The sequence below is a fragment of the Streptomyces blastmyceticus genome (assembly GCF_039521185.1).
GTDB classification, from domain to species: domain Bacteria; phylum Actinomycetota; class Actinomycetes; order Streptomycetales; family Streptomycetaceae; genus Streptomyces; species Streptomyces blastmyceticus.
This window is the reverse complement of sequence record NZ_BAAABW010000036.1, coordinates 28,097-47,272: the sequence shown is the minus strand read 5'-3', so window position 1 is coordinate 47,272 and position 19,176 is coordinate 28,097. Positions and strand designations below refer to the sequence as shown.

General features: G+C 74.1%; 14 protein-coding genes. 11 read left to right on the top strand and 3 right to left on the bottom strand.

All coding sequences use genetic code 11. The features are described from left to right. The first annotated feature begins 12 nt into the window (after positions 1–12). The 4 genes from ABD269_RS31030 (at position 13) to nudC (ending at position 9,545) form a co-directional block, all read left to right on the top strand. The gene (locus tag ABD269_RS31030; RefSeq protein WP_344123318.1) at positions 13–3,384 is read left to right on the top strand and encodes an ATP-dependent helicase; all 3,372 of its coding nucleotides are present in this window, start codon (positions 13–15) and stop codon (positions 3,382–3,384) included. Positions 3,385–3,460: 76 nt separating this feature from the next. Next, positions 3,461–7,108, top strand: a complete 3,648-nt coding sequence (locus tag ABD269_RS31025; RefSeq protein WP_344123316.1) for an ATP-dependent helicase — start codon at positions 3,461–3,463, stop codon at positions 7,106–7,108. Positions 7,109–7,155: 47 nt separating this feature from the next. Next, positions 7,156–8,553 carry a dipeptidase gene (locus ABD269_RS31020; RefSeq protein ID WP_344123314.1) on the top strand — a complete coding sequence of 466 codons (1,398 nt, stop codon included), beginning with the start codon at positions 7,156–7,158 and terminating at the stop codon, positions 8,551–8,553. Positions 8,554–8,603: 50 nt separating this feature from the next. After that, positions 8,604–9,545 carry an NAD(+) diphosphatase gene (nudC, locus tag ABD269_RS31015; RefSeq protein WP_116213769.1) on the top strand — a complete coding sequence of 314 codons (942 nt, stop codon included), beginning with the start codon at positions 8,604–8,606 and terminating at the stop codon, positions 9,543–9,545. Between the two features lie 51 nt (positions 9,546–9,596). Here the strand turns inward: nudC and ABD269_RS31010 are convergent, their stop codons facing one another. Then, complete coding sequence (locus ABD269_RS31010; RefSeq protein WP_116213770.1) at positions 9,597–9,851, bottom strand: mycoredoxin; 255 nt, start codon at positions 9,849–9,851, stop codon at positions 9,597–9,599. Between the two features lie 103 nt (positions 9,852–9,954). On the opposite strand from ABD269_RS31010, the gene ABD269_RS31005 reads away from it, so the two are divergent. The 5 genes from ABD269_RS31005 to ABD269_RS30985 all read left to right on the top strand — a co-directional run bounded on the left by ABD269_RS31005 (position 9,955) and on the right by ABD269_RS30985 (position 13,867). Continuing rightward, positions 9,955–12,255 carry an ATP-dependent DNA helicase UvrD2 gene (locus tag ABD269_RS31005; protein ID WP_344123311.1) on the top strand — a complete coding sequence of 767 codons (2,301 nt, stop codon included), beginning with the start codon at positions 9,955–9,957 and terminating at the stop codon, positions 12,253–12,255. Positions 12,256–12,396: 141 nt separating this feature from the next. Next, positions 12,397–12,693: a hypothetical protein gene (locus tag ABD269_RS31000; RefSeq protein WP_301892548.1), complete on the top strand. Its 297-nt coding sequence runs from the start codon at positions 12,397–12,399 to the stop codon at positions 12,691–12,693. Positions 12,694–12,829: 136 nt separating this feature from the next. Beyond that, the gene (locus ABD269_RS30995) at positions 12,830–13,192 is read left to right on the top strand and encodes a WhiB family transcriptional regulator (RefSeq protein ID WP_116213773.1); all 363 of its coding nucleotides are present in this window, start codon (positions 12,830–12,832) and stop codon (positions 13,190–13,192) included. After that, entirely contained in the window at positions 13,189–13,515 is a 327-nt protein-coding gene (locus tag ABD269_RS30990) for a hypothetical protein (RefSeq protein ID WP_301892546.1), read from the top strand. The genes ABD269_RS30995 and ABD269_RS30990 overlap by 4 nt, the downstream gene beginning before the upstream one ends. Before the next feature lie 136 nt (positions 13,516–13,651). Then, positions 13,652–13,867 (top strand): hypothetical protein, encoded by a 216-nt coding sequence (locus ABD269_RS30985; protein WP_425573019.1) that lies wholly within the window; start codon positions 13,652–13,654, stop codon positions 13,865–13,867. 18 nt (positions 13,868–13,885) lie between these two features. Here ABD269_RS30985 and ABD269_RS30980 read toward each other — a convergent pair whose 3' ends face one another. Both ABD269_RS30980 and ABD269_RS30975 read right to left on the bottom strand, forming a co-directional pair. Beyond that, positions 13,886–15,250: an ABC1 kinase family protein gene (locus tag ABD269_RS30980; protein ID WP_344123308.1), complete on the bottom strand. Its 1,365-nt coding sequence runs from the start codon at positions 15,248–15,250 to the stop codon at positions 13,886–13,888. 42 nt (positions 15,251–15,292) lie between these two features. Continuing rightward, positions 15,293–16,417 carry a ThiF family adenylyltransferase gene (locus ABD269_RS30975; RefSeq protein ID WP_344123465.1) on the bottom strand — a complete coding sequence of 375 codons (1,125 nt, stop codon included), beginning with the start codon at positions 16,415–16,417 and terminating at the stop codon, positions 15,293–15,295. A gap of 323 nt (positions 16,418–16,740) precedes the next feature. Here ABD269_RS30975 and ABD269_RS30970 point away from each other — a divergent pair, with 323 nt between their 5' ends. Both ABD269_RS30970 and ABD269_RS30965 read left to right on the top strand, forming a co-directional pair. Then, positions 16,741–17,337 carry a M48 metallopeptidase family protein gene (locus tag ABD269_RS30970; RefSeq protein WP_301892542.1) on the top strand — a complete coding sequence of 199 codons (597 nt, stop codon included), beginning with the start codon at positions 16,741–16,743 and terminating at the stop codon, positions 17,335–17,337. A gap of 114 nt (positions 17,338–17,451) precedes the next feature. Then, positions 17,452–19,167, top strand: coding sequence for a TerD family protein (locus tag ABD269_RS30965; RefSeq protein WP_344123304.1), 1,716 nt, complete (start codon positions 17,452–17,454; stop codon positions 19,165–19,167). Positions 19,168–19,176: the final 9 nt, after the last annotated feature.

Sequence of the window (19,176 nt, the reverse complement as noted above, 5' to 3'; positions counted from 1 at the left end):
CCGGCAACCCACGTGAGCTCCTCCCCTTCCCCCGGCACGGCCGGTACGACCGGCGCGCCCGGTGCCGTCCGCCCGCCGCGGCAGGCACGGCAGCCCTCCCAGGGCGCGTACCGCCTCCTGCGGACCCGGCCGGGCCCCACGGCCCCTCCTGAGCTGGACGCACGGCAGCGCGCCGTGGTTGACCACAGGGAAGGGCCGCTGCTGGTCCTCGCGGGCCCCGGCACGGGCAAGACGACGACCCTCGTCGAGGCCGTCGCGGACCGGGTGCGGCGGGGCACCGACCCGGAGCGCATCCTCGTCCTCACCTTCAGCCGCAAGGCGGCCGTCGAGCTCCGCGACCGGATGGCCGCCCGGCTCGGCGGCGCCCGGGGACCGCAGGCCACGACCTTCCACTCGTACTGCTACGCCCTGGTCCGCGCCCACCAGGACGCCGACCTGTTCGTCGACCCGCTGCGGCTGCTGTCCGGCCCCGAGCAGGACGCCGTCGTGCGCGAGCTGCTCGCCGGACAGGCCGACCTGGAGCGCGAGGGGCGCGGTGCGGTGCGCTGGCCCGACGAGCTGCGCGCCTGCCTGACCACGCGGGGCTTCGCCGACGAGGTGCGCGCGGTGCTCGCCCGCAGCCGCGAACTGGGGCTCGGCCCGGACGCGCTCGGCGCCTTCGCGGCCCGCACCGGCCGCCCCGACTGGGGCGCCGCAGCCTCCTTCCTCGCCGAATACCTCGACCTGCTCGACATGCGCGGCGTGCTCGACTACGCCGAGCTCGTCCACCGCGCCGTGCTCCTCACCGGGCGGTCCGAGATCGGCGCCGGCCTCGCGCAGGCCTACGACGCCGTCTTCGTGGACGAGTACCAGGACACCGACGCGGCCCAGGTGCGGCTGCTGCGCGCCCTCGCGGGCGACGGCCGGACGCTGGTCGCCTTCGGCGACCCCGACCAGTCGATCTACGCCTTCCGGGGCGCCGACATCAACGGCATCCTCGACTTCCCGGACGCCTTCCCGCGCCGGGACGGCACACCGGCACCCGTCGAGGTCCTCACCACCTCGCGCCGCTCCGCCGCGGACCTCCTCGCCGCCACCCGGCTGCTCACCCGCCGGATGCCCCTCACCCGCCTCCCGGCACAGGCCGTGCGCGCACACCGGGAGCTCGGCGCCGTGCGCGAGGGCGGCCGGGTGGAGGCGTACACCTACCCGACCGCGGGCGCCGAGACCGACAACATCGCCGACATCCTGCGCCGCGCGCACCTGGAGGACGGCGTCCCCTGGCACGACATGTCCGTCCTCGTGCGCGCGGGTTCCCGCTCCATGCCGGGCCTGCGGCGCGCCCTGACCTCGGCGGGCGTCCCCGTGGAGGTCGACGGCGACGACGTCCCGCTGCGCCACGAACCGGCGGTGGCCCCCCTGCTGACGGCGCTGCGTGCAGTGGCCGAACCGGCGGCCGGACCCCACGGGACCCCTCCGGGGGAGACGGCCGCGGAACCGCCGGCCGACGACCCGCGGCCCTGGCTCGACGCCGAGACCGCCCTCGCCCTCCTCACGTCCCCCCTGGGCGGCATGGACGCGGCGGACCTCCGCCGGCTGGGCCGGGCCCTCAGGGACGAGGAGCGGGCCGCGGGCCGCCCCGTGCCGCGCCCTTCGGACGACCTGATCGCAGGCGCCCTCGCGCAGCCCGAGCGCCTCGCCACCCACGACACGGCGTACGCCAGGGGCGCACAGCGCCTGGGCGCGCTCCTCCGCACGGCCCGCGAACTCCTCGCGACCGGGGGCACGGCCGAGACGGCCCTGTGGGAGCTGTGGAACGGCACCCCCTGGCCGCAGCGGCTGGAGCGCGCCGCCCGCCGCGGCGGCGCCGCGGGCCGCAACGCCGACCGCGACCTGGACGCCGTCTGCGCCCTCTTCGAGACCGCCGCACGCGCCGAGGAACGCACCGGCGGCCGGGGCGCCCTGAACTTCCTGGACGAGCTGGAGGCCCAGGACATAGCGGCGGACACGCTCACCCGCAAGGCCGTACGCCCCGACGCCGTACGCCTGATGACCGCGCACCGCTCCAAGGGCCTGGAGTGGCGGCTCGTGGTCGTCGCGGGCGTCCAGGAGGGCCTCTGGCCCGACCTGCGGCGCCGCGGCTCGCTCCTGGAGGCCGACCGCATCGGGCGCGACGGCCTCGCCGAACCGCTCAGCCCCGGCGCGCTGCTGGCGGAGGAGCGCCGCCTGTTCTACGTGGCGGCCACGCGTGCGCGCGAGCGCCTGGTCGTCACCGCCGTCAAGGCGGCCGCCGAGGACGGCGACCAGCCCTCCCGCTTCCTGGCCGAGCTGGGCACCGAGCCCGTGGACGTCACCCAGCGCCCGCGCCGCCCCCTGGCCGTCGCCGCGCTGGTCGCCGAGCTGCGCGCCACCACGGTGGACCCGCAGGCGTCGGACGCGCTGCGGGCGGCCGCAGCGGAACGCCTCGCCCGGCTCGCCGCGCTGCGCGACGACGAGGGCCAGCCGCTCGTGCCGGCCGCCCACCCGTACCGCTGGTGGGGGCTGTACGAGCCGACGCACAGCGAGGTGCCGCTGCGCGACCGCACGCGACCCCTCGCCCTGTCCGGCTCGGCCGTCGGCCAGCTGGCGGGCACGGCGGGGACCTGCTCGCTCCAGTGGTTCCTCGGCCGCGAGGTGAAGGCGGACGCCCCCTCCACCGCCGCCCAGGGCTTCGGCAACGTCGTGCACGTGCTCGCCGACGAGGTCGCCTCCGGCCGCACCCCGGCCGATCTCGCCGTCCTCATGGAGCGCCTCGACTCCGTGTGGGACGCGCTGGCCTTCGACGCGCCCTGGAAGTCGGTCCAGGAGAAGGAGAACGCCCGCGCGGCCCTGGAACGCTTCCTGCGCTGGCACGTGATGGAGCGCGGCGGGCGGGCGCCCGTCGCCACGGAACACCCCTTCGAGGTCACCCTCAAGGCCGCCGACCACCTGGTGCGCATCCGCGGCTCCATGGACCGCGTGGAGACCGACACCCACGGCCGCGCCTACGTCGTCGACTTCAAGACCGGCAAGGGCGCGGTGTCCGCGGACGACGTCGCCCGCCACCCGCAGCTCGCCGTCTACCAGCTCGCGGTCGAACAGGGCGCCGTCGACGACCTCTTCGACGGCGAACGGCCCGCCGCGGGCGGCGCCGAACTCGTCCAGCTGCGGCAGGGCGCGATCAAGAAGAACGGCGGGGACACCGTCCCCAAGGTGCAGGCGCAGGAACCGCTGGACGGCGCCGCGTGGATCGGCGACCTCCTCGCCGAGGCGGCGGGCCGGGTCCTGGAGGAGCGTTTCGCCCCACGGCCCGGCGCGCACTGCACGCACTGCTCGTTCCGGGCCTCCTGCACGGCGCAGCCGGAGGGCCGGCAGGTGGTGGAGTGAGCGGGGGCAGGTGCTCCGGACCGGCCCCGACCTGCGGCAGTGCCGGATTGTCAGTGGCGCCGGTTAGCGTTTTCTGGTGACCCCGCGCCTGACCGACCCCGAGCAGCTCAAGGAGCTGCTGGGCATCCCGTTCACCCCGGAGCAGACGGCCTGCATCACCGCGCCGCCCGCCCCGCAGGTCATCGTGGCCGGCGCCGGGTCCGGCAAGACCACCGTCATGGCCGCCCGCGTCGTCTGGCTCGTCGGCACCGGGCAGGTCGCCCCCGAGCAGGTCCTCGGCCTGACGTTCACCAACAAGGCCGCGGGCGAGCTGTCCGAGCGCGTGCGCAAGGCCCTCGTCGAGGCCGGGGTCACCGACCCCGACCCCACGCCCGGCGACGCCGACCAGGCCCCCGGCGAGCCGCAGATCTCCACCTACCACGCGTTCGCCGGCCGCCTCCTGAAGGAGCACGGCCTGCGCATCGGCCTGGAGCCCAGCGCCCGGCTGCTCGCCGACGCCACCCGCTTCCAGCTCGCCGCCCGCGTCCTGCGCACCTCCCCGGGCCCGTATCCCGCGCTCACCCGCTCCTTCGGCGACCTCGTCCCCGACCTCCTCGCCCTCGACGGCGAGCTCGCCGAGCACCTCGTCGCACCCGCGGCGCTCCGGGAGCACGACACCGGGCTGCTGACCGCCCTCGAAGGGGCCAAGCTCTCCAACGCCGACCTGCGGCGCGTGCCCGACACCGCCCGCGCCCGGCTCGAACTCCTCCACCTGGTCGAGGCGTACCGCGAGGAGAAGCGCAAGCGCGACCTCCTCGACTTCGGCGACCAGATCGCCCTCTCCGCCGAGCTGGCCCGCAGCAGGCCGGAGGTCGGGCAGATCCTGCGCGAGCAGTTCGCCGTCGTCCTCCTCGACGAGTACCAGGACACCTCCGTCGCCCAGCGGCTGCTCCTCTCCGGCCTCTTCGGCGGCGGCACCGGCCACGCCGTCACCGCCGTGGGCGACCCCTGCCAGGCCATCTACGGCTGGCGCGGCGCCTCCGTGGCCAACCTGGACGACTTCCCGCTCCACTTCCCGTACGCCGACGGCAGCCCCGCCCGGCGGTTCGCGCTCAGCGAGAACCGCCGCAGCGGCGGCCGCCTCCTCGACCTCGCCAACGGCCTGGCCGCCCCGCTGCGCGCGCGCCACGCGGGCGTGGAGGCCCTGCGGCCCGCCCCCGGCGCCGAGCGGGACGGCGTGGTGCGCTGCGCCCTGCTGCCCACCCACGCCGAGGAGCTCCAGTGGCTCGCCGATTCCCTCGCCCACCTGGTGCGCACGGGCACCCGGCCCGGCGACATCGCCGTCCTGTGCCGCACCGCCGTCGACTTCGCGCAGATCCAGGGCGCGCTCGTCGAGCGGGACGTCCCCGTGGAGGTCGTCGGCCTGTCCGGGCTGCTGCACCTGCCCGAGATCGCCGACCTCGTCGCCGTCTGCGAGGTCCTCCAGGACCCCACCGCCAACGCCGCGCTCGTGCGGCTGCTGATCGGCCCGCGCTGGCGCATCGGCCCGCGCGACCTCGCGCTGCTCGGCCGCCTCGCCCGGACGCTCGTGCCCCACGGCGGCGCCGGGACGGACCCCGAGCGCAGGCTCGCCGAGGCCGTCGAGGGCGTCGACCCGGCCGAGGTCGTCTCCCTCGCCGACGCCCTCGACAGCTTCCTGACGGCCGGTGGCCCCTCCCGGGCGGAGCCCGGAGCGGGCCAGGACGCCGGCCTGCCCTTCTCGTCCGAGGCCCGCGTCCGCTTCGCCCGCCTCGCCGCCGAACTCCGCGACCTGCGGCGCTCGCTGGCCGACCCGCTCATGGACGTCCTCCACCGGGTGCTCGCCGCCACCGGCCTTGAGGTCGAGCTGTCCGCCTCCCCGCACGCGCTGGCCGCCCGCAGGCGCGAGACGCTCTCGCACTTCCTGGACATCGCGGCGGGCTTCGCCGCCGTCGACGGCGAGGCCGGCCTGCTCGCCTTCCTCGGCTTCCTGCGCACCGCCGCGCAGTACGAGAAGGGCCTCGACAGCTCCCTGCCCGGCGGGGAGAACACCGTCAAGGTCCTCACCGCGCACAAGTCCAAGGGCCTGGAGTGGGACGTGGTCGCCGTCCCCGGGCTCGTCACCAGGACCTTCCCCAGCGAGCAGTCCCGCGAGTCCTGGACCGCCCAGGCCAAGGTGCTGCCGCACGCCCTGCGCGGCGACGCGGACACGCTGCCCGACGTCGGGGCCTGGGACGGCAAGGGCCTGGCCGCGTTCAAGGCCGCCATGAAGGAACACCAGCGGACCGAGGAACTCCGCCTCGGCTACGTCACCTTCACCCGCCCCCGGTCCCTGCTCCTCGGCTCCGGCCACTGGTGGGGCCCCAGCCAGAAGCAGCCGCGCGGCCCGTCCGACTTCCTCCAGGCCCTGCGCGCGCATTGCGAGGCGGGCAACGGCGAGATCGAGGTCTGGGCCGACGCACCCGAGGAGGGCGCGGAGAACCCCGCCCTGGCCGAGCCGGAGACGGACCACTCCTGGCCGCTGCCCCTCGACCCGGCCTCGCTGACCCGCCGCCGCGCCGCGGCCGACGCGGTCCTCGCCCACCTCGACCGCATGGCGGCCCGGCAGGACGAGCCCCCGCGCCCCACCGGCCCCGACCCGGAGCCGGCCCACGACCCGGACTGGCCACCGCCGGAGGACGAGGACCACCCGGACGCCTACGACGAGGGCCCACCGCCGGCCGACGAGGACCTCACGGACTGGGACGCACTGCCGACGACGCGCCCGCAGCCGCCCCTGCCCGCCCCCCGGCAGGCACCGGACGAGGACGGCGCGGGCGAACCCGTACGCGCCGGGCACGCGCGCGTGCGGCCGGACGACGGCGCCGTGGCCCGCGAGTCCGAGCCCGTACGGGCGGAGGGCGACCCCGCGCGGTCGGCCGACGCCGCCGGTCACCGCACCCCGGACCACCTGGACCGCGACCCCGAACCCGGCCACCCGGACCACCACTTCGACGAGCCGCCCGCGGGCCACTCGCTCGTGCCCGAGGAGGCCCGGCTCGTCGGGTCGTGGGACCGGGATCTGGAGGCGCTGGCCGGGGAGCTGCGCCGGGCACGCGCGAGCGTGCGCGAGGTGGTCCTGCCCGGGGCCCTGAGCGCCTCGCAGCTGGTGCGGCTCGCCGCCGACCCGGACGGGTTCGCGCACGAGCTGGCCCGGCCCATGCCGCGCCCCCCGCAGCCCGCCGCCCGCAGGGGCACCCGCTTCCACGCCTGGATCGAGTCCCGGTTCGAGGCGCTGCCCCTCCCGATGCTGGGCCCCGACGAGCTGCCGGGCGCCGCCGAGGACGGCACGGACGCCCCGGAGATCGCCGACGAACGGGACCTCGCCGCGCTCAAGGCCGCCTTCGAGCGCACCCCGTACGCCCACCGCACGCCGTACCGCGTGGAGGCGCCGGTCCAGCTCACCCTCTCGGGCCGAGTGATCCGCGGCCGCATTGACGCCGTCTACCGCGAGCACGGCCCCCACGGCGACACGTACGAGATCGTCGACTGGAAGACGAGCCGCACCCACGACGCGGACCCCCTCCAGCTCGCGATCTACCGCGTCGCCTGGGCGGAACAGCACGGTCTGCCGCTGTCCGCCGTCACGGCCGCCTTCGTGTACGTGCGCGACGGCGAGACCGTCCGCCCCGAGGGCCTGCCGGACCGCGCCGGGCTCGAAGAGGTCCTGCTCGGGGAGGGCGCATGAGCAAGCCCGGTCATGGTCACGCCGCGTGGCCGGATAGGCTCGATGTCATGAGCGACACCCCGGACAGCGCTGTCCGCGCGTATATCGAAGAGCACCGCGACGCCTTCCTCGACGACCTGGTCGAGTGGCTCCGCATCCCCTCCGTGTCGGCGGATCCCGGCCGCGCCTCCGATGTGCGCCGCAGTGCCGACTGGCTGGCCGGGAAGCTCACCGCGACCGGCTTCCCGACCGTCGAGGTCTGGGAGACCGACGGCGCCCCGGCCGTGTTCGCCGAGTGGCCCTCCGGCGATGCCGGCGCCCCGACGGTCCTGGTCTACGGCCACCACGACGTGCAGCCCGCCGCCCGCGAGGACGGCTGGGACACCGAGCCCTTCGAGCCCGTCCTCAAGGACGGCCGGCTCCACGCCCGCGGTGCCGCGGACGACAAGGGCCAGGTCTTCTTCCACACGCTGGGCCTGCGGGCCCACCTCGCCGCGACCGGCCGCACCGCTCCCGCGGTCAACCTCAAGCTGATCATCGAGGGTGAGGAGGAGTCCGGTTCGCCGCACTTCCCGGCCCTCGTCCGCGCCCGCGCCGACCGCCTCGCGTGCGACACCGTGATCGTCTCCGACACCGGCATGTGGTCCGAGGACACCCCGACCGTCTGCACGGGTATGCGCGGCCTCACGGACTGCCAGATCGACCTGTACGGGCCGGGGCAGGACATCCACTCGGGCTCCTTCGGCGGTGCCGTGCCCAACCCGGCCACCGAGGCCGCGCGCCTGGTCGCCGCCCTGCACGACGAGGACCGCAGGGTCGCGATCCCCGGTTTCTACGACGGCGTCGTGGAGCTGACCGACCGCGAGCGCGAGCTCTTCGCCGAGCTGCCCTTCGACGAGAAGCAGTGGCTGCGCATCGCGCACTCCCGCGCCGCTCTCGGCGAGAAGGGCTACACCACCCTGGAGCGGATCTGGGCCCGCCCCACCGCCGAGGTCAACGGCATGGGCGGCGGCTACCAGGGTCCCGGCGGCAAGACGATCGTGCCGTCCACCGCGCAGCTCAAGCTGTCCTTCCGGCTCGTCGCGGGCCAGGACACCGACGGCGTGCAGCAGGCCGTGCGCAAGTGGGTGGCCGACAGCCTGCCGGAGGGTATCCGCCACGAGATCAACTTCTGGGGTGTGACCCGCCCCTGCCTGACCCCGCTCGACCACCCGTACCTCCAGTCGGTCGTCCGGGCCATGGGCCGCGCCTTCGGGCAGAAGATCCGCTTCACGCGCGAGGGCGGCTCGGGCCCGGCCGCCGACCTCCAGGACGTGCTCGGCGTGCCGGTGCTGTTCCTCGGCATCTCCGTGCCGTCGGACGGCTGGCACGCGCCGAACGAGAAGGTCGAGCTGGACCTCCTCATGAAGGGCGTCGAGACCAGCGCCTACCTCTGGTCCGACCTGGCCGGAAGCAGCGACCGGTAGCTCGCGTTCCTGACGTACACCACCATCCGTAGGGGGAGTTGGAAGCAGCCGTGACCACCTGGACCGATCTGTCAGCCGCCCGGCCCATCACGCTCAGCGGCGACAGCGGCATCGACCGCGCCGCGCACCACCGCCTCGACGAGGCATGGCTCGCCGCCGCGTGGAGCCACCCCTCCACGAGGGTCTTCGTGGTCTCCGGCGGGCAGGTGCTGATCGACGACACCCCCGACGGCCGCACCGAGCTGGTGATGACCCCGGCCTTCGAGGCGCCGGTCACCGAGACGCACCGCTATTTCCTGGGCGAGGACGAGAAGGGCGTCGCCTACTTCGCGCTCCAGAAGGACACGCTGCCCGGGCGCATGGACCAGTCGGCGCGTCCGGCCGGGCTGCGCGAGGCGGGGCTGCTGCTGTCGCCGCGCGACGCCGGGCTGCTGGTGCACGCGGTGGCCCTGGAGAACTGGCAGCGCCTGCACCGCTTCTGCTCGCGCTGCGGCGAGCGCACGGTGGTGGCGGCCGCGGGCCACATCCGCCGCTGTCCCGCCTGCGGCGCGGAGCACTACCCCCGCACCGACCCGGCCGTCATCATGCTCGTCACCGACAAGGAGGACCGGGCGCTGCTGGGCCGGCAGATGCACTGGCCGGAGGGCCGCTTCTCGACGCTCGCGGGCTTCGTCGAGCCGGGCGAGTCCATCGAGCAGGCCGTGCGGCGGGAGGTCGCCGAGGAAGCGGGCGTGGTCGTCGGTGACGTGGAGTACGTCGCCAGCCAGCCCTGGCCCTTCCCGTCCAGCCTGATGCTGGGCTTCATGGCGCGGGCCACCTCCGCGGACATCCAGGTGGACGGCGAGGAGATCCACGAGGCCCGCTGGTTCTCGCGGGAGGAGCTGCGGGCGGCCTTCGCCTCCGGCGAGGTGCTGCCGCCCACCGGCATCTCCATCGCGGCCCGCCTCCTGGAGCTCTGGTACGGCGAACCGCTGCCGCAGAGCCCGAGCTGAGCCGTCCGGGGCACCGCTCTCACGAGCCGGTGCCCCGCGGCCGTGCCGGGGTCAGGCGGCCAGAGCTTCCTTCACCTGGGCAAGGCTCGGGTTCGTCATGACCAGCTCGGTGCCCTTGGGGGAGACCACCAGGACGGTCGGGACCGTCTGGTTGCCGTCGTTCGCCTTTTCCACGAAGGCCGCGGAGTCGGCGTCGTGCTCGATGTTGATCTCGTTGTACGCGATTCCCTCGCGGTCCAGCTGGCTCTTCAGCCGACGGCAGTAGCCGCACCAGGTGGTGCTGTACATCGTCACGGTGCCCGACATGCGCCTCGTGCTCCTTCGGTGGTGGGTGTGGTGCCAGGAGTAGAACGCGCACTCGTACAGGACCATTCCCGGGCGGTCGCCGCGACGGGGCTGTCGCCGCTCCATGGGGGCCCGGCCATTAATACGACCGGTCGGCCGTGCCTGTGGACGACATTCCCGGTCGCCCTCGCCGACCTGGCAGCATGGCGGGGTGACAGCAACCCTCTTCCCGCAGGTCCCGGACTCTGCCGACGCCGTGCTCGACGGGCTCGACCCCGAGCAGCGCGAGGTCGCGACGGCCCTCAGCGGTCCGGTGTGCGTGCTGGCCGGAGCGGGCACGGGCAAGACGCGCGCGATCACCCACCGCATCGCCTACGGCGTCCGCTCCGGGGTGCTCCAGCCCGCGAGTGTGCTTGCCGTCACCTTCACCAACCGCGCCGCCGGAGAGATGCGCGGCCGGCTCCGCCAGCTGGGCGCGGGCGGCGTCCAGGCACGCACGTTCCACTCTGCCGCGCTGCGCCAGCTCCAGTATTTCTGGCCCAAGGCCGTGGGCGGCGAGGTGCCGCGCCTGGTCGAGCGGAAGGTCCAGCTGGTCGCGGAGGCCGCGGCGCGCTGCCGGGTCCGGCTCGACCGCAACGAACTGCGCGACGTGACGGGCGAGATCGAGTGGTCGAAGGTCACCCAGACCGTCCCCGAGGACTACGCCCCTGCCGCTGCCAAGGCCGGCCGGGAAGCCCCCCGCGATCCCGCCGAGATCGGCCTGATCTACGGGATGTACGAGCAGCTCAAGCGCGACCGCGGCGTGATCGACTTCGAGGACGTCCTGCTGCTGACCGTCGGCGTCCTCCAGGACCGGCACGACATCGCGGAGACGGTGCGCCGCCAGTACCAGCACTTCGTGGTCGACGAGTACCAGGACGTCAGCCCGCTCCAGCAGCGGCTGCTGGAGCTGTGGCTGGGCGACCGCGACAACCTCTGCGTGGTCGGCGACGCCAGCCAGACCATCTACTCCTTCACCGGGGCCACCCCCGACCACCTGCTGAACTTCCGCACCCGCCACCCGCGCGCGACCGTCGTGAAGCTCATCCGGGACTACCGCTCCACCCCCCAGGTGGTCCACCTCGCCAACGGCCTCCTCTCGCAGGCCAGGGGCCGGGCCGCCGAACACCGGCTGGAGCTGGTCTCCCAGCGCCCGGCGGGCCCCGAGCCCCGCTACGCCGAGTTCGCTGACGAGCCCGCCGAGGCCGAGGGCACCGCGCGCCGGGTCCGCGAGCTCATCGACTCCGGGGTCCCGGCCAGCGAGATCGCGATCCTCTACCGCATCAACGCCCAGTCCGAGGTCTATGAGCAGGCCCTCGCCGACGCCGGGGTGCCCTATCAGCTGCGCGGCGCCGAGCGGTTCTTCGAGCGCCCGGAGGTCCGCGAGGCCACCCTGCTGCTGCGGGGCGCCGCCCGCGCCGGAGGGCACTCCGACCCCCAGCTCGCCGACGTCGACGACGTGCCCTCCCAGGTGCGGGCCGTGCTCGGCACCCGTGGCTGGACCGCTGAGCCCCCCGCGGGCTCGGGGGCGGTCCGTGACCGCTGGGAGTCCCTGGCGGCCCTGGTGCGGCTCTCGGAGGACTTCGTACGGGCCAGACCGGCGGCCACCCTCGCCGACCTCGTCACCGAACTCGGCGAACGGGCGGCCGCCCAGCACGCGCCGACCGTCGAAGGTGTGACTCTCGCCTCACTCCACGCGGCCAAGGGCCTGGAGTGGGACGCCGTCTTCCTCGTCGGCCTGGCCGAGGGCATGATGCCGATCACCTACGCCAAGACCGACGAACAGGTCGAGGAGGAGCGCCGCCTGCTCTATGTGGGGGTCACCCGGGCCCGCCACGACCTCTCCCTGTCGTGGGCGCTGTCCCGCACCCCGGGCGGCCGCGCGACCCGGCGCCCCACCCGCTTCCTGAACGGGCTGCGGCCCGGCTCCGTCGCCCGCCCCGGCGGGGGAGGGGCGCCCGCCCTCACCGGCGGCACGGCGGGCGTCGAGCGGGGCGGCCCGCGCAGGCGCCGTGGGCCCGCGCGGTGCCGGGTCTGCGGCAAGACCCTGACGGACGCGGGCGAGATCAAGCTGATGCGCTGCGAGGACTGCCCCTGCGACCTGGACGAGGCGCTCCACGAGCGGCTGCGCGACTGGCGGGCCGGGCAGGCGGGCCTGCTGGGCCAGCCCGCCTTCTGCGTCTTCACCGACAAGACCCTGCTGGCGATCGCCGAGGCCGTGCCGGGAACCGAATCGGAGCTCGCGGGCATCTCAGGGGTGGGAAGACGGAAGCTCGACAAGTTCGGCGCCGACGTCCTGGCCCTGTGCGCGGGCAGGGAACCGGCATCGGCGGACGCGTCCGGAGTGACCTCGGAAGATGCCCCGGAAGAAACTCCGGAAAAATAGTTTGCGCACGCGGACGGCATACCCATAGCCTTCCGAACACGGAGACAGCGGCTCTTTCGAGTTCCGGTGGATCCGTGCTGTACTGAACCGCCCGGACCGGTTTCGACCGGTCCCCAAGACGCCGAGAGGAGGCGAAGACCAATGATCAGCTTCAAGACCAGCAACAAAATGACCGATCGCCCGGTCGTCGCCACCCGTCCCCTCGGCCTCTCTGTCGGCTCTCTCTCCCTGTTCCAGGGCACCGGTCTGTCCACCGCAGGCTTTGCCCCGGTCAATGAGCGACCGACCAAGGCGTCCGAGGTAAGGGCAGCAGCAGCGGCACAGGCCCAGGCCTATGCCATTGAAGCGGCGACCGACGGCGCCGGATCCCTGAACGCGCAGCAGCACCTCACGATGTGGGCCTTCCGTGGGCTCGAACCCTGGAGAGATCCAGCCTGATCGGCATGATCAGGTCGGCACCTTCCAGGGCCGCGGAACCCACACCGGGATCCGCGGCCCTTTTGTTTGCCCCCTCGCCCGTGCGGGGGGAACCAGCCCGGCCACAAGCCGGAAGACAAGACGAGGAACAAACACCGTGCAACTCAAGGCACACACCCCGTCAGTAGCGACCGACCTGATCCCCCCGCCTGTCCCCACGGAGGACTCCTTGACCCCGCTCACCGCCCTCACCGACCTCGACGACGCCATCGAGAACCTGGGCACGCCCGTCCCCTGCCGCAGCTACGACCCGGAGGTCTTCTTCGCCGAGACCCCGGCCGACGTGGAGTACGCCAAGTCGCTCTGCCAGACCTGCCCGCTCCGCGAGGCCTGCCTGGCCGGTGCCCTGGACCGGCGCGAGCCGTGGGGTGTCTGGGGCGGCGAGCTCTTCGTCCAGGGCGTCGTGGTGGCCCGCAAGCGGCCCCGTGGCCGTCCGCGCAAGAACCCGGTCGCCGCATGAGCGTCTTCGGCACCATCGACCGCCCCACCACGCACGACCCCAAGAAGCAGGATCCGACGATGAACCGCCCCTCCGCCGAGCCATTCGGCCCCGAAGCCCTCACCCGTGACACCCACGGCGCGACCGCCCCGCGCCAGAACAGGAACCTCGAAATGCAACTCATCCCAGAAGCCCTGGCCCGTGCTCATATGCACGAACGCCTCCGGGTGGCCGAGGCCGAGCGAAGGGCCGTCCGGCTGGTCACCGCCCGCCGGATGCAGCGCCGCGCCGAGCGCGCCTCGCTGCGTGCCCGCCGCGCGCTGGCCATGGCCGTGATGCACTGAGCCGGGCCACAGTCCAGGCTCAGGGCTCACCCGGAGCTCATCCCGATCCCCGCGGGGCCGGTCCGAACGGACCGGCCCCGCGGGGCGTTGGGTGCGTTGTGCCCTCCCGGCGCGTCCACGGGGATATCGTCTGGGAGTGGACCAGAAGACGCATGAATCAGTGCAGTTGGACCCTGAGGCCACCGAGACCGCCACGCCCGTGACGTGCGCTCGCTGTGGCACCGCCGCCGACGGTACGCCGCCGACCTGGACCTGCTCCGTCGAGAACGGCAGCCGCCGCTACTTCTGCGACGACTGCGCCCGCGCCAACCTCAGAGCGATCGAGAGCCGACTCGACTCGTCCTGGTGGTGAGGGCCCGCCCCCGGCCCGTCAGGCGGGCGTCTCCTGACTCTCGTCCGCCGCCGCGAAGCCGGGCACCCACGCCTCCATCTCGTCTCTCAGCCGCACGGTCGCACCCAGCTGGCACAGCACCCCGATGGTGCTGGTCGTCACCCGGTGTATCAGCAGATAGGCCGGTGGCAGATTGAGCTGCCGCCCCAGCTGATAGGCGGGCGAGCGCGGATCGGCGATCCGCGTCGCCTGGGCGCGCATCCAGCCGCGGGTGAAGGTGAACTCCGCCACCTGGGCGGGCTCGATGATCGGCAGCAGATAATCCAGCACCGCCCCGGGGTCCAGCTCGATCTCCGGTTTGACGAACCCCTCGTCCCGCAGCAGCTCGTGGACCGCCTCCGCCTCGCCGTCCAGCGTCAGCCGCAGCGCCGTGCCGATCGTCGGCGGCAGCCCCTGCGGCAGCCGGTCCACCGTGCCGAAGTCCAGCACGCCCAGCCGCCACTTCTCCGGCGGGCCGTCGGGGGCGTCCCCGGTCAGCAGCCGGAAATTGCCCGGGTGCGGATCGGCGTGCAGCAACCCGGTGCGCGCCGCGCCCGAGAAGAGGAAGCGCGCCAGCAGCTGACCGGCACGGTCCCGCTGCTCCTGGGTGCCGTCCGCTATCACCTCGGACAGCGGCACTCCTTCCATCCACTCCGTGACCAGCACCTGGTCGCTCTGGTGCACCACCTCCGGGACGGTCACATCCGGATCGCTTGCGAACTCCCGGGCGTGCGCTGCCTGTGCGCCGGCCTCCAGCTCGTAGTCCAGCTCCTCGGCCACCCGGTCGCGGAGCTCGGAGATGAGCGGCTTGAGGTCCATGCCCGGGATCAGCGGCCCCAGCAGCCGGGCGAAGCGCCCCAATTGGGTGAGGTCGGACAGCAGTGCCTCGCCCGCGCCCGGATACTGCACCTTCACGGCGACCTCGCGCCCGTCGTGCCAGACCGCCCGGTGCACCTGCCCGATCGACGCGGCCGCCGCGGGCTGGTCGTCGAACTCCTCGAACAGCTCGCGCCAGTCCGGGCCGAGCCGCTCCGCCAGCGCCGCGTGCACCGACTTCGTCGGCATCGGAGGGGCCGCCTCCTGAAGCTTGGTCAGCGCCGCCCGATAGGGCCCCGCGACCTGCTCCGGGAGCGCCGACTCGAAGACGGACAGCGCCTGACCCAGCTTCATCGCACCCCCCTTGAGCTGGCCCAGGGTCGCGAACAACTGCTCGGCCGTGCGCTGCTGCAGCTCCGTGGCGATCAGCTCCGCGGACCGGCCGCCGATGCGTTTGCCGAGCCCTAGCGCCGTGCGCCCCGCGAACCCCAACGGCAGCGCGGCCAACTTGGCGGTACGTGTGACCGCCTTGCGGGGTAGATCGGACATGCGCCCCTCCAACTAGCTGAACAGCCACGCCGCGGACGGCGGTTACCTGTTCATTGTCCCGTGCGGTGCCCCCGCGGCCGAGGCATATCCGGGATCCGGAGATCCTGCCGCGCCGCATGGGCACCGCGGATGCGGCTCGACGGGCCGCGGGGACCAGGCCGGGCCCGGCAGGGCCAGCTCCAGCCGCACCCCCGCGCTCGCCGGGGACCCGCCGTCGAGGAAGGACAGCGCCCGCCCCACGGTCAGCCCCGCCACCACCGTGGCCAGTGCCATGTCGCACGACGGTACCCCCGAGCCCCGGCCGGACCGCCACTGGGCGAGCATCCGGGGCCAGGCCGGATCCCGATCGGCCCGCCCGAGCTCCACGCAGCCCGCGCACGCCGACCCGCCGGGCAGCACCAACGGCCCCACCACTCCGGTGGCTTCCAGGACGCCCGCGTACATATGGGGAGTTCCGGACAGGACGAGCTCTTCCGCGGCCGCCGGGTCGGGGGCATAGGCGGCGAGCCCGTCACGCGGGGCGAACACCACCAGGGCCAGCGGGGGCTCGGCGCCGGCGTCACCCCGGGCGCGCGGCCGCGGACCCGGCGCGGCCTGCCTGACCACCCGCCGCGCGGCGCCGTCGCGACGCTCCCCGATCCGCTCGGGACCCACGCCGCCCGGGCCCACGTCCCACGGCTCCACACAGCCGCCGTCCTGGACGTCGACCTGCCCCACCCCCGATGTCGACAGCAGTGCCGCGACGGCCGCGCCCACCCGCCCGGCGCCGCGCACCTGCACCCGCAGAGCACGGCGGGCGGCCATGATCCCCATCGCCGCCCCCGCGCCGGCGTGGAGCACGGACAGGGAGGCCAGATCCGGCCGCAGCCGCTCCAGCGCCGGGCCCTGGTCGCGCAAGGCGGCGGCGCCTCCGCCCCCGGCCCGCGGGTCGTCGAGCAGCCCGGCCCGCGTCAACCGCTCGACCAGGGCATCGGCCCGCCCCTCGGGCAGGCCGACGGCTCTGGCCTCCTCCCTGAGCAGCGGCATGCCGCGCGTCCCGTCCAGCAGGGGCAGGAAGCTGCCCGTCGCCGTGTCCACCGGCCCGACCGCCACCGCGTGCGCGGGAGCCACGCCGAACTGCACCGTGTCCCGATTGCGCCAGCTCCGCCGCAGCGCGGGTTTGAGCATCGGGTGCGCGCACTCCGGCCGGGCGGGGCCCGGCCGCTCGGAGCCCGCACCCCCGGCGCCCGGAGCCGTCCGCGGGGAGCCGGGCCCCGTGGCACTGCCTCGCGTGACACCGTCCCGCGTGGTGTCCGCGCACGGCGTTGCGTTCCTCTGCATGGTCTTCCCCCTCCGTCGGCCTCCAGAGTGGGCCTCCCGGCGGTGCGCCGCGCGAAGTTATCCACAAGCGGCGGGTGATTGTCGTACAAGCCGTGCACTCTCCGGTGTCTTTCCCCCGACAAGGAGCGATGGGCGGGACTTCACGCGCCGCCAGCGGGTAACGTCGGGGCGTGCCCGTCGATCCTCTGCACAGTGCCGCAAGACCACCGCGCAGCATTCCGAGCCCGCTGACCAGCGGATCGGATACCAGTGCGGTCGAGGTCAGACGGAGCGCGCGCCGCCGCAGAACGGTCTCCGCGTACCGCGAGGGGGACCGGACCGTCGTGCTGATCCCCGCCCGGATGTCGGAGGCGGAGGAGCAGCGCTGGGTGACCGTGATGCTCGACAAGCTCGCGGCCCAGGAGAGCAAGCGGATGCTCGGCGACGCCGAGCTCGCCGACCGGGCGGGGCGGCTCTCGGCGCAGTATCTCGGCGGCCGGGCCCGCCCGGAGACGGTCCGCTGGGTGACCAATCAGAACACCCGCTGGGGGTCGTGCACCCCGGCCGAGGGCAGCATCCGCCTCTCGCACCGGCTGAAGGGCATGCCGGAGTACGTCGTGGACTACGTCCTGCTCCACGAGTTGGCGCATCTGCTCGTCCCCGGGCACGGCCCCGGATTCTGGCGGCTCCTGGAGGCGTATCCGCGGACCGAGCGTGCCCGTGGATACCTCGAAGGTGTGGTCGCCGCCGACCGGTTGCCCCATCTTCCCGCGGCGCGCAGCGAATAGCGCGAACGCGTTTTCGGCCGGGTGTGAACGGCCCGGAGCCGTAGGGGTCCGGCTCAGCCGTTAGCCTGACGCGACGCATTCATCACACGTTCGGATGGGGGACGGTCGTTACGCATGGCCAGGGAATTCCAGCGCGGCCACAAGGCCAAGATCAGTGATCTGACGGCGGGGACCGATCTGTACGTGGGTGTGCAGATCGCCGGCGCCGGTCTGACCTTCGACATCAGCTGCTTCGGCCTCGATGCCCAGGAGCGGCTGTCCGACGACCGTTACTTCATCTTCTTCAACCAGCCGGAGTCGCCCGAGGGTGCCATTCAGCAACTCGGCGCGCAGGCCGGTGACACGGAATCCTTCCGGGTCACGCTCGACCGGATTCCCGCGCAGGTGCGGAAACTGACCTTCACGGCCACCCTCGACGGCGCCGGCCAGATGTCGCAGATCGGGCCCGGGTATCTCCGCGTCGTCGCCGGCGGCGAGGAAGTCGCGCGCTACTCCTTCACCGGCGCGGAATTCAGCACCGAACGCGCGGTGATGCTCGCCGACTTCTATATGAAGGACTTCTGGCGGTTCGCCGCCGTGGGACAGGGCTTCGACGGCGGACTGGAAGCGCTCCTCAAGAACTTCGGCGGCGAGGTGCTGGAGGAGGAGCCCGAGCCCGACCAGGCACCGGCCCCGGCGGCCGCCCCCGCCCCCGCCTTCGCGCCCCCGGCGCAGGCCGCAGCGCCTCCCGCCTTCGCGGCCCCGGCCCAGCAGGGACCGCCCCCGGCCCCGAGCGCGCCGCAGGCCCCCTTCCAGACCCCGCCCCCGGCGCCCGCACCGCCGTACCAGCACCAGACCCCGCCGCCGCAGCAGCAGGGCTTCCCGCCCCCGGCGCCGCCCTCCCCGCAGATGCACGCGGCGCCCACGCTCGCCGCGCCGATCGCCCCGCCCGGTTACTTCGCGGAGCACGGTGGCGGCGCGCTCGGCGGCCGGCCCCCGCACCCGCCCGGTCCGCCGGGAGTGCCTGGTCAGCACGCTCCGTACGGCATGCAGCAGCCGGGCGGGTACGGACACCCCGGCCCGCCGCAGCAGCCCTACGGCGTGCCTCCGCAGGCGGCGCCCCAGCAGGGCGTGCCCTACCCCGGCCAGCCCGCGCCGTACGGCCAGGCCGTGCCCGGTGCCCCCGCGTCGGGCGGTGTCCAGGCGGCCTTCGAGAAGTACCGCGAAGTGCCCACCGGGCAGCGGTGGACGCTCCAGAACTCCAAGCTCATCCGCGTCGACCTCGGCGTCGACCAGCAGCCCGTGCTGGCCCGGCAGGGCAGCATGGTGCTCTACCAGGGCAAGGTCGACTTCGGCTACAAGGGCGCGGGCTTCGCCGGGCGCATCATGGGCAACGTCACCGGCCAGGAGATGCAGCTGATGCGCTGCACCGGCCGCGGACAGGTCTTCCTGGCCGAGAACGCCTCCCATGTGCACCCGATCGAGCTCCAGGGCGACGCCATCTGCGTATCCGCGGACGCGGTGCTCGCCTTCGACGAGTCGCTCCAGCACGAAGTCCGCCGGATCGAGGGCCACGGCATCCCCGGCGGCGCCCTGTTCACCATGCAGTTCCAAGGGCACGGCACCGTCGTCGTCAAGACCCACGGGGTTCCCGTGGTGCTGCCGGTCACCCCGACGACCTACGCGGACAGCAACGCCATCGTCGCCTGGTCCGCCGCCGCACAGGTGATCATTTCCAGCCAGGTGCGGCTGCGCCGCAACTCCTACCCGGGCCACAGCGGAGAGACCGTGAACCTCCAGTTCCGCGGCGCGCCCGGCAATTTCATCGTCGTCCAGCCCTACGAGGTCTGAGGGAGCCCG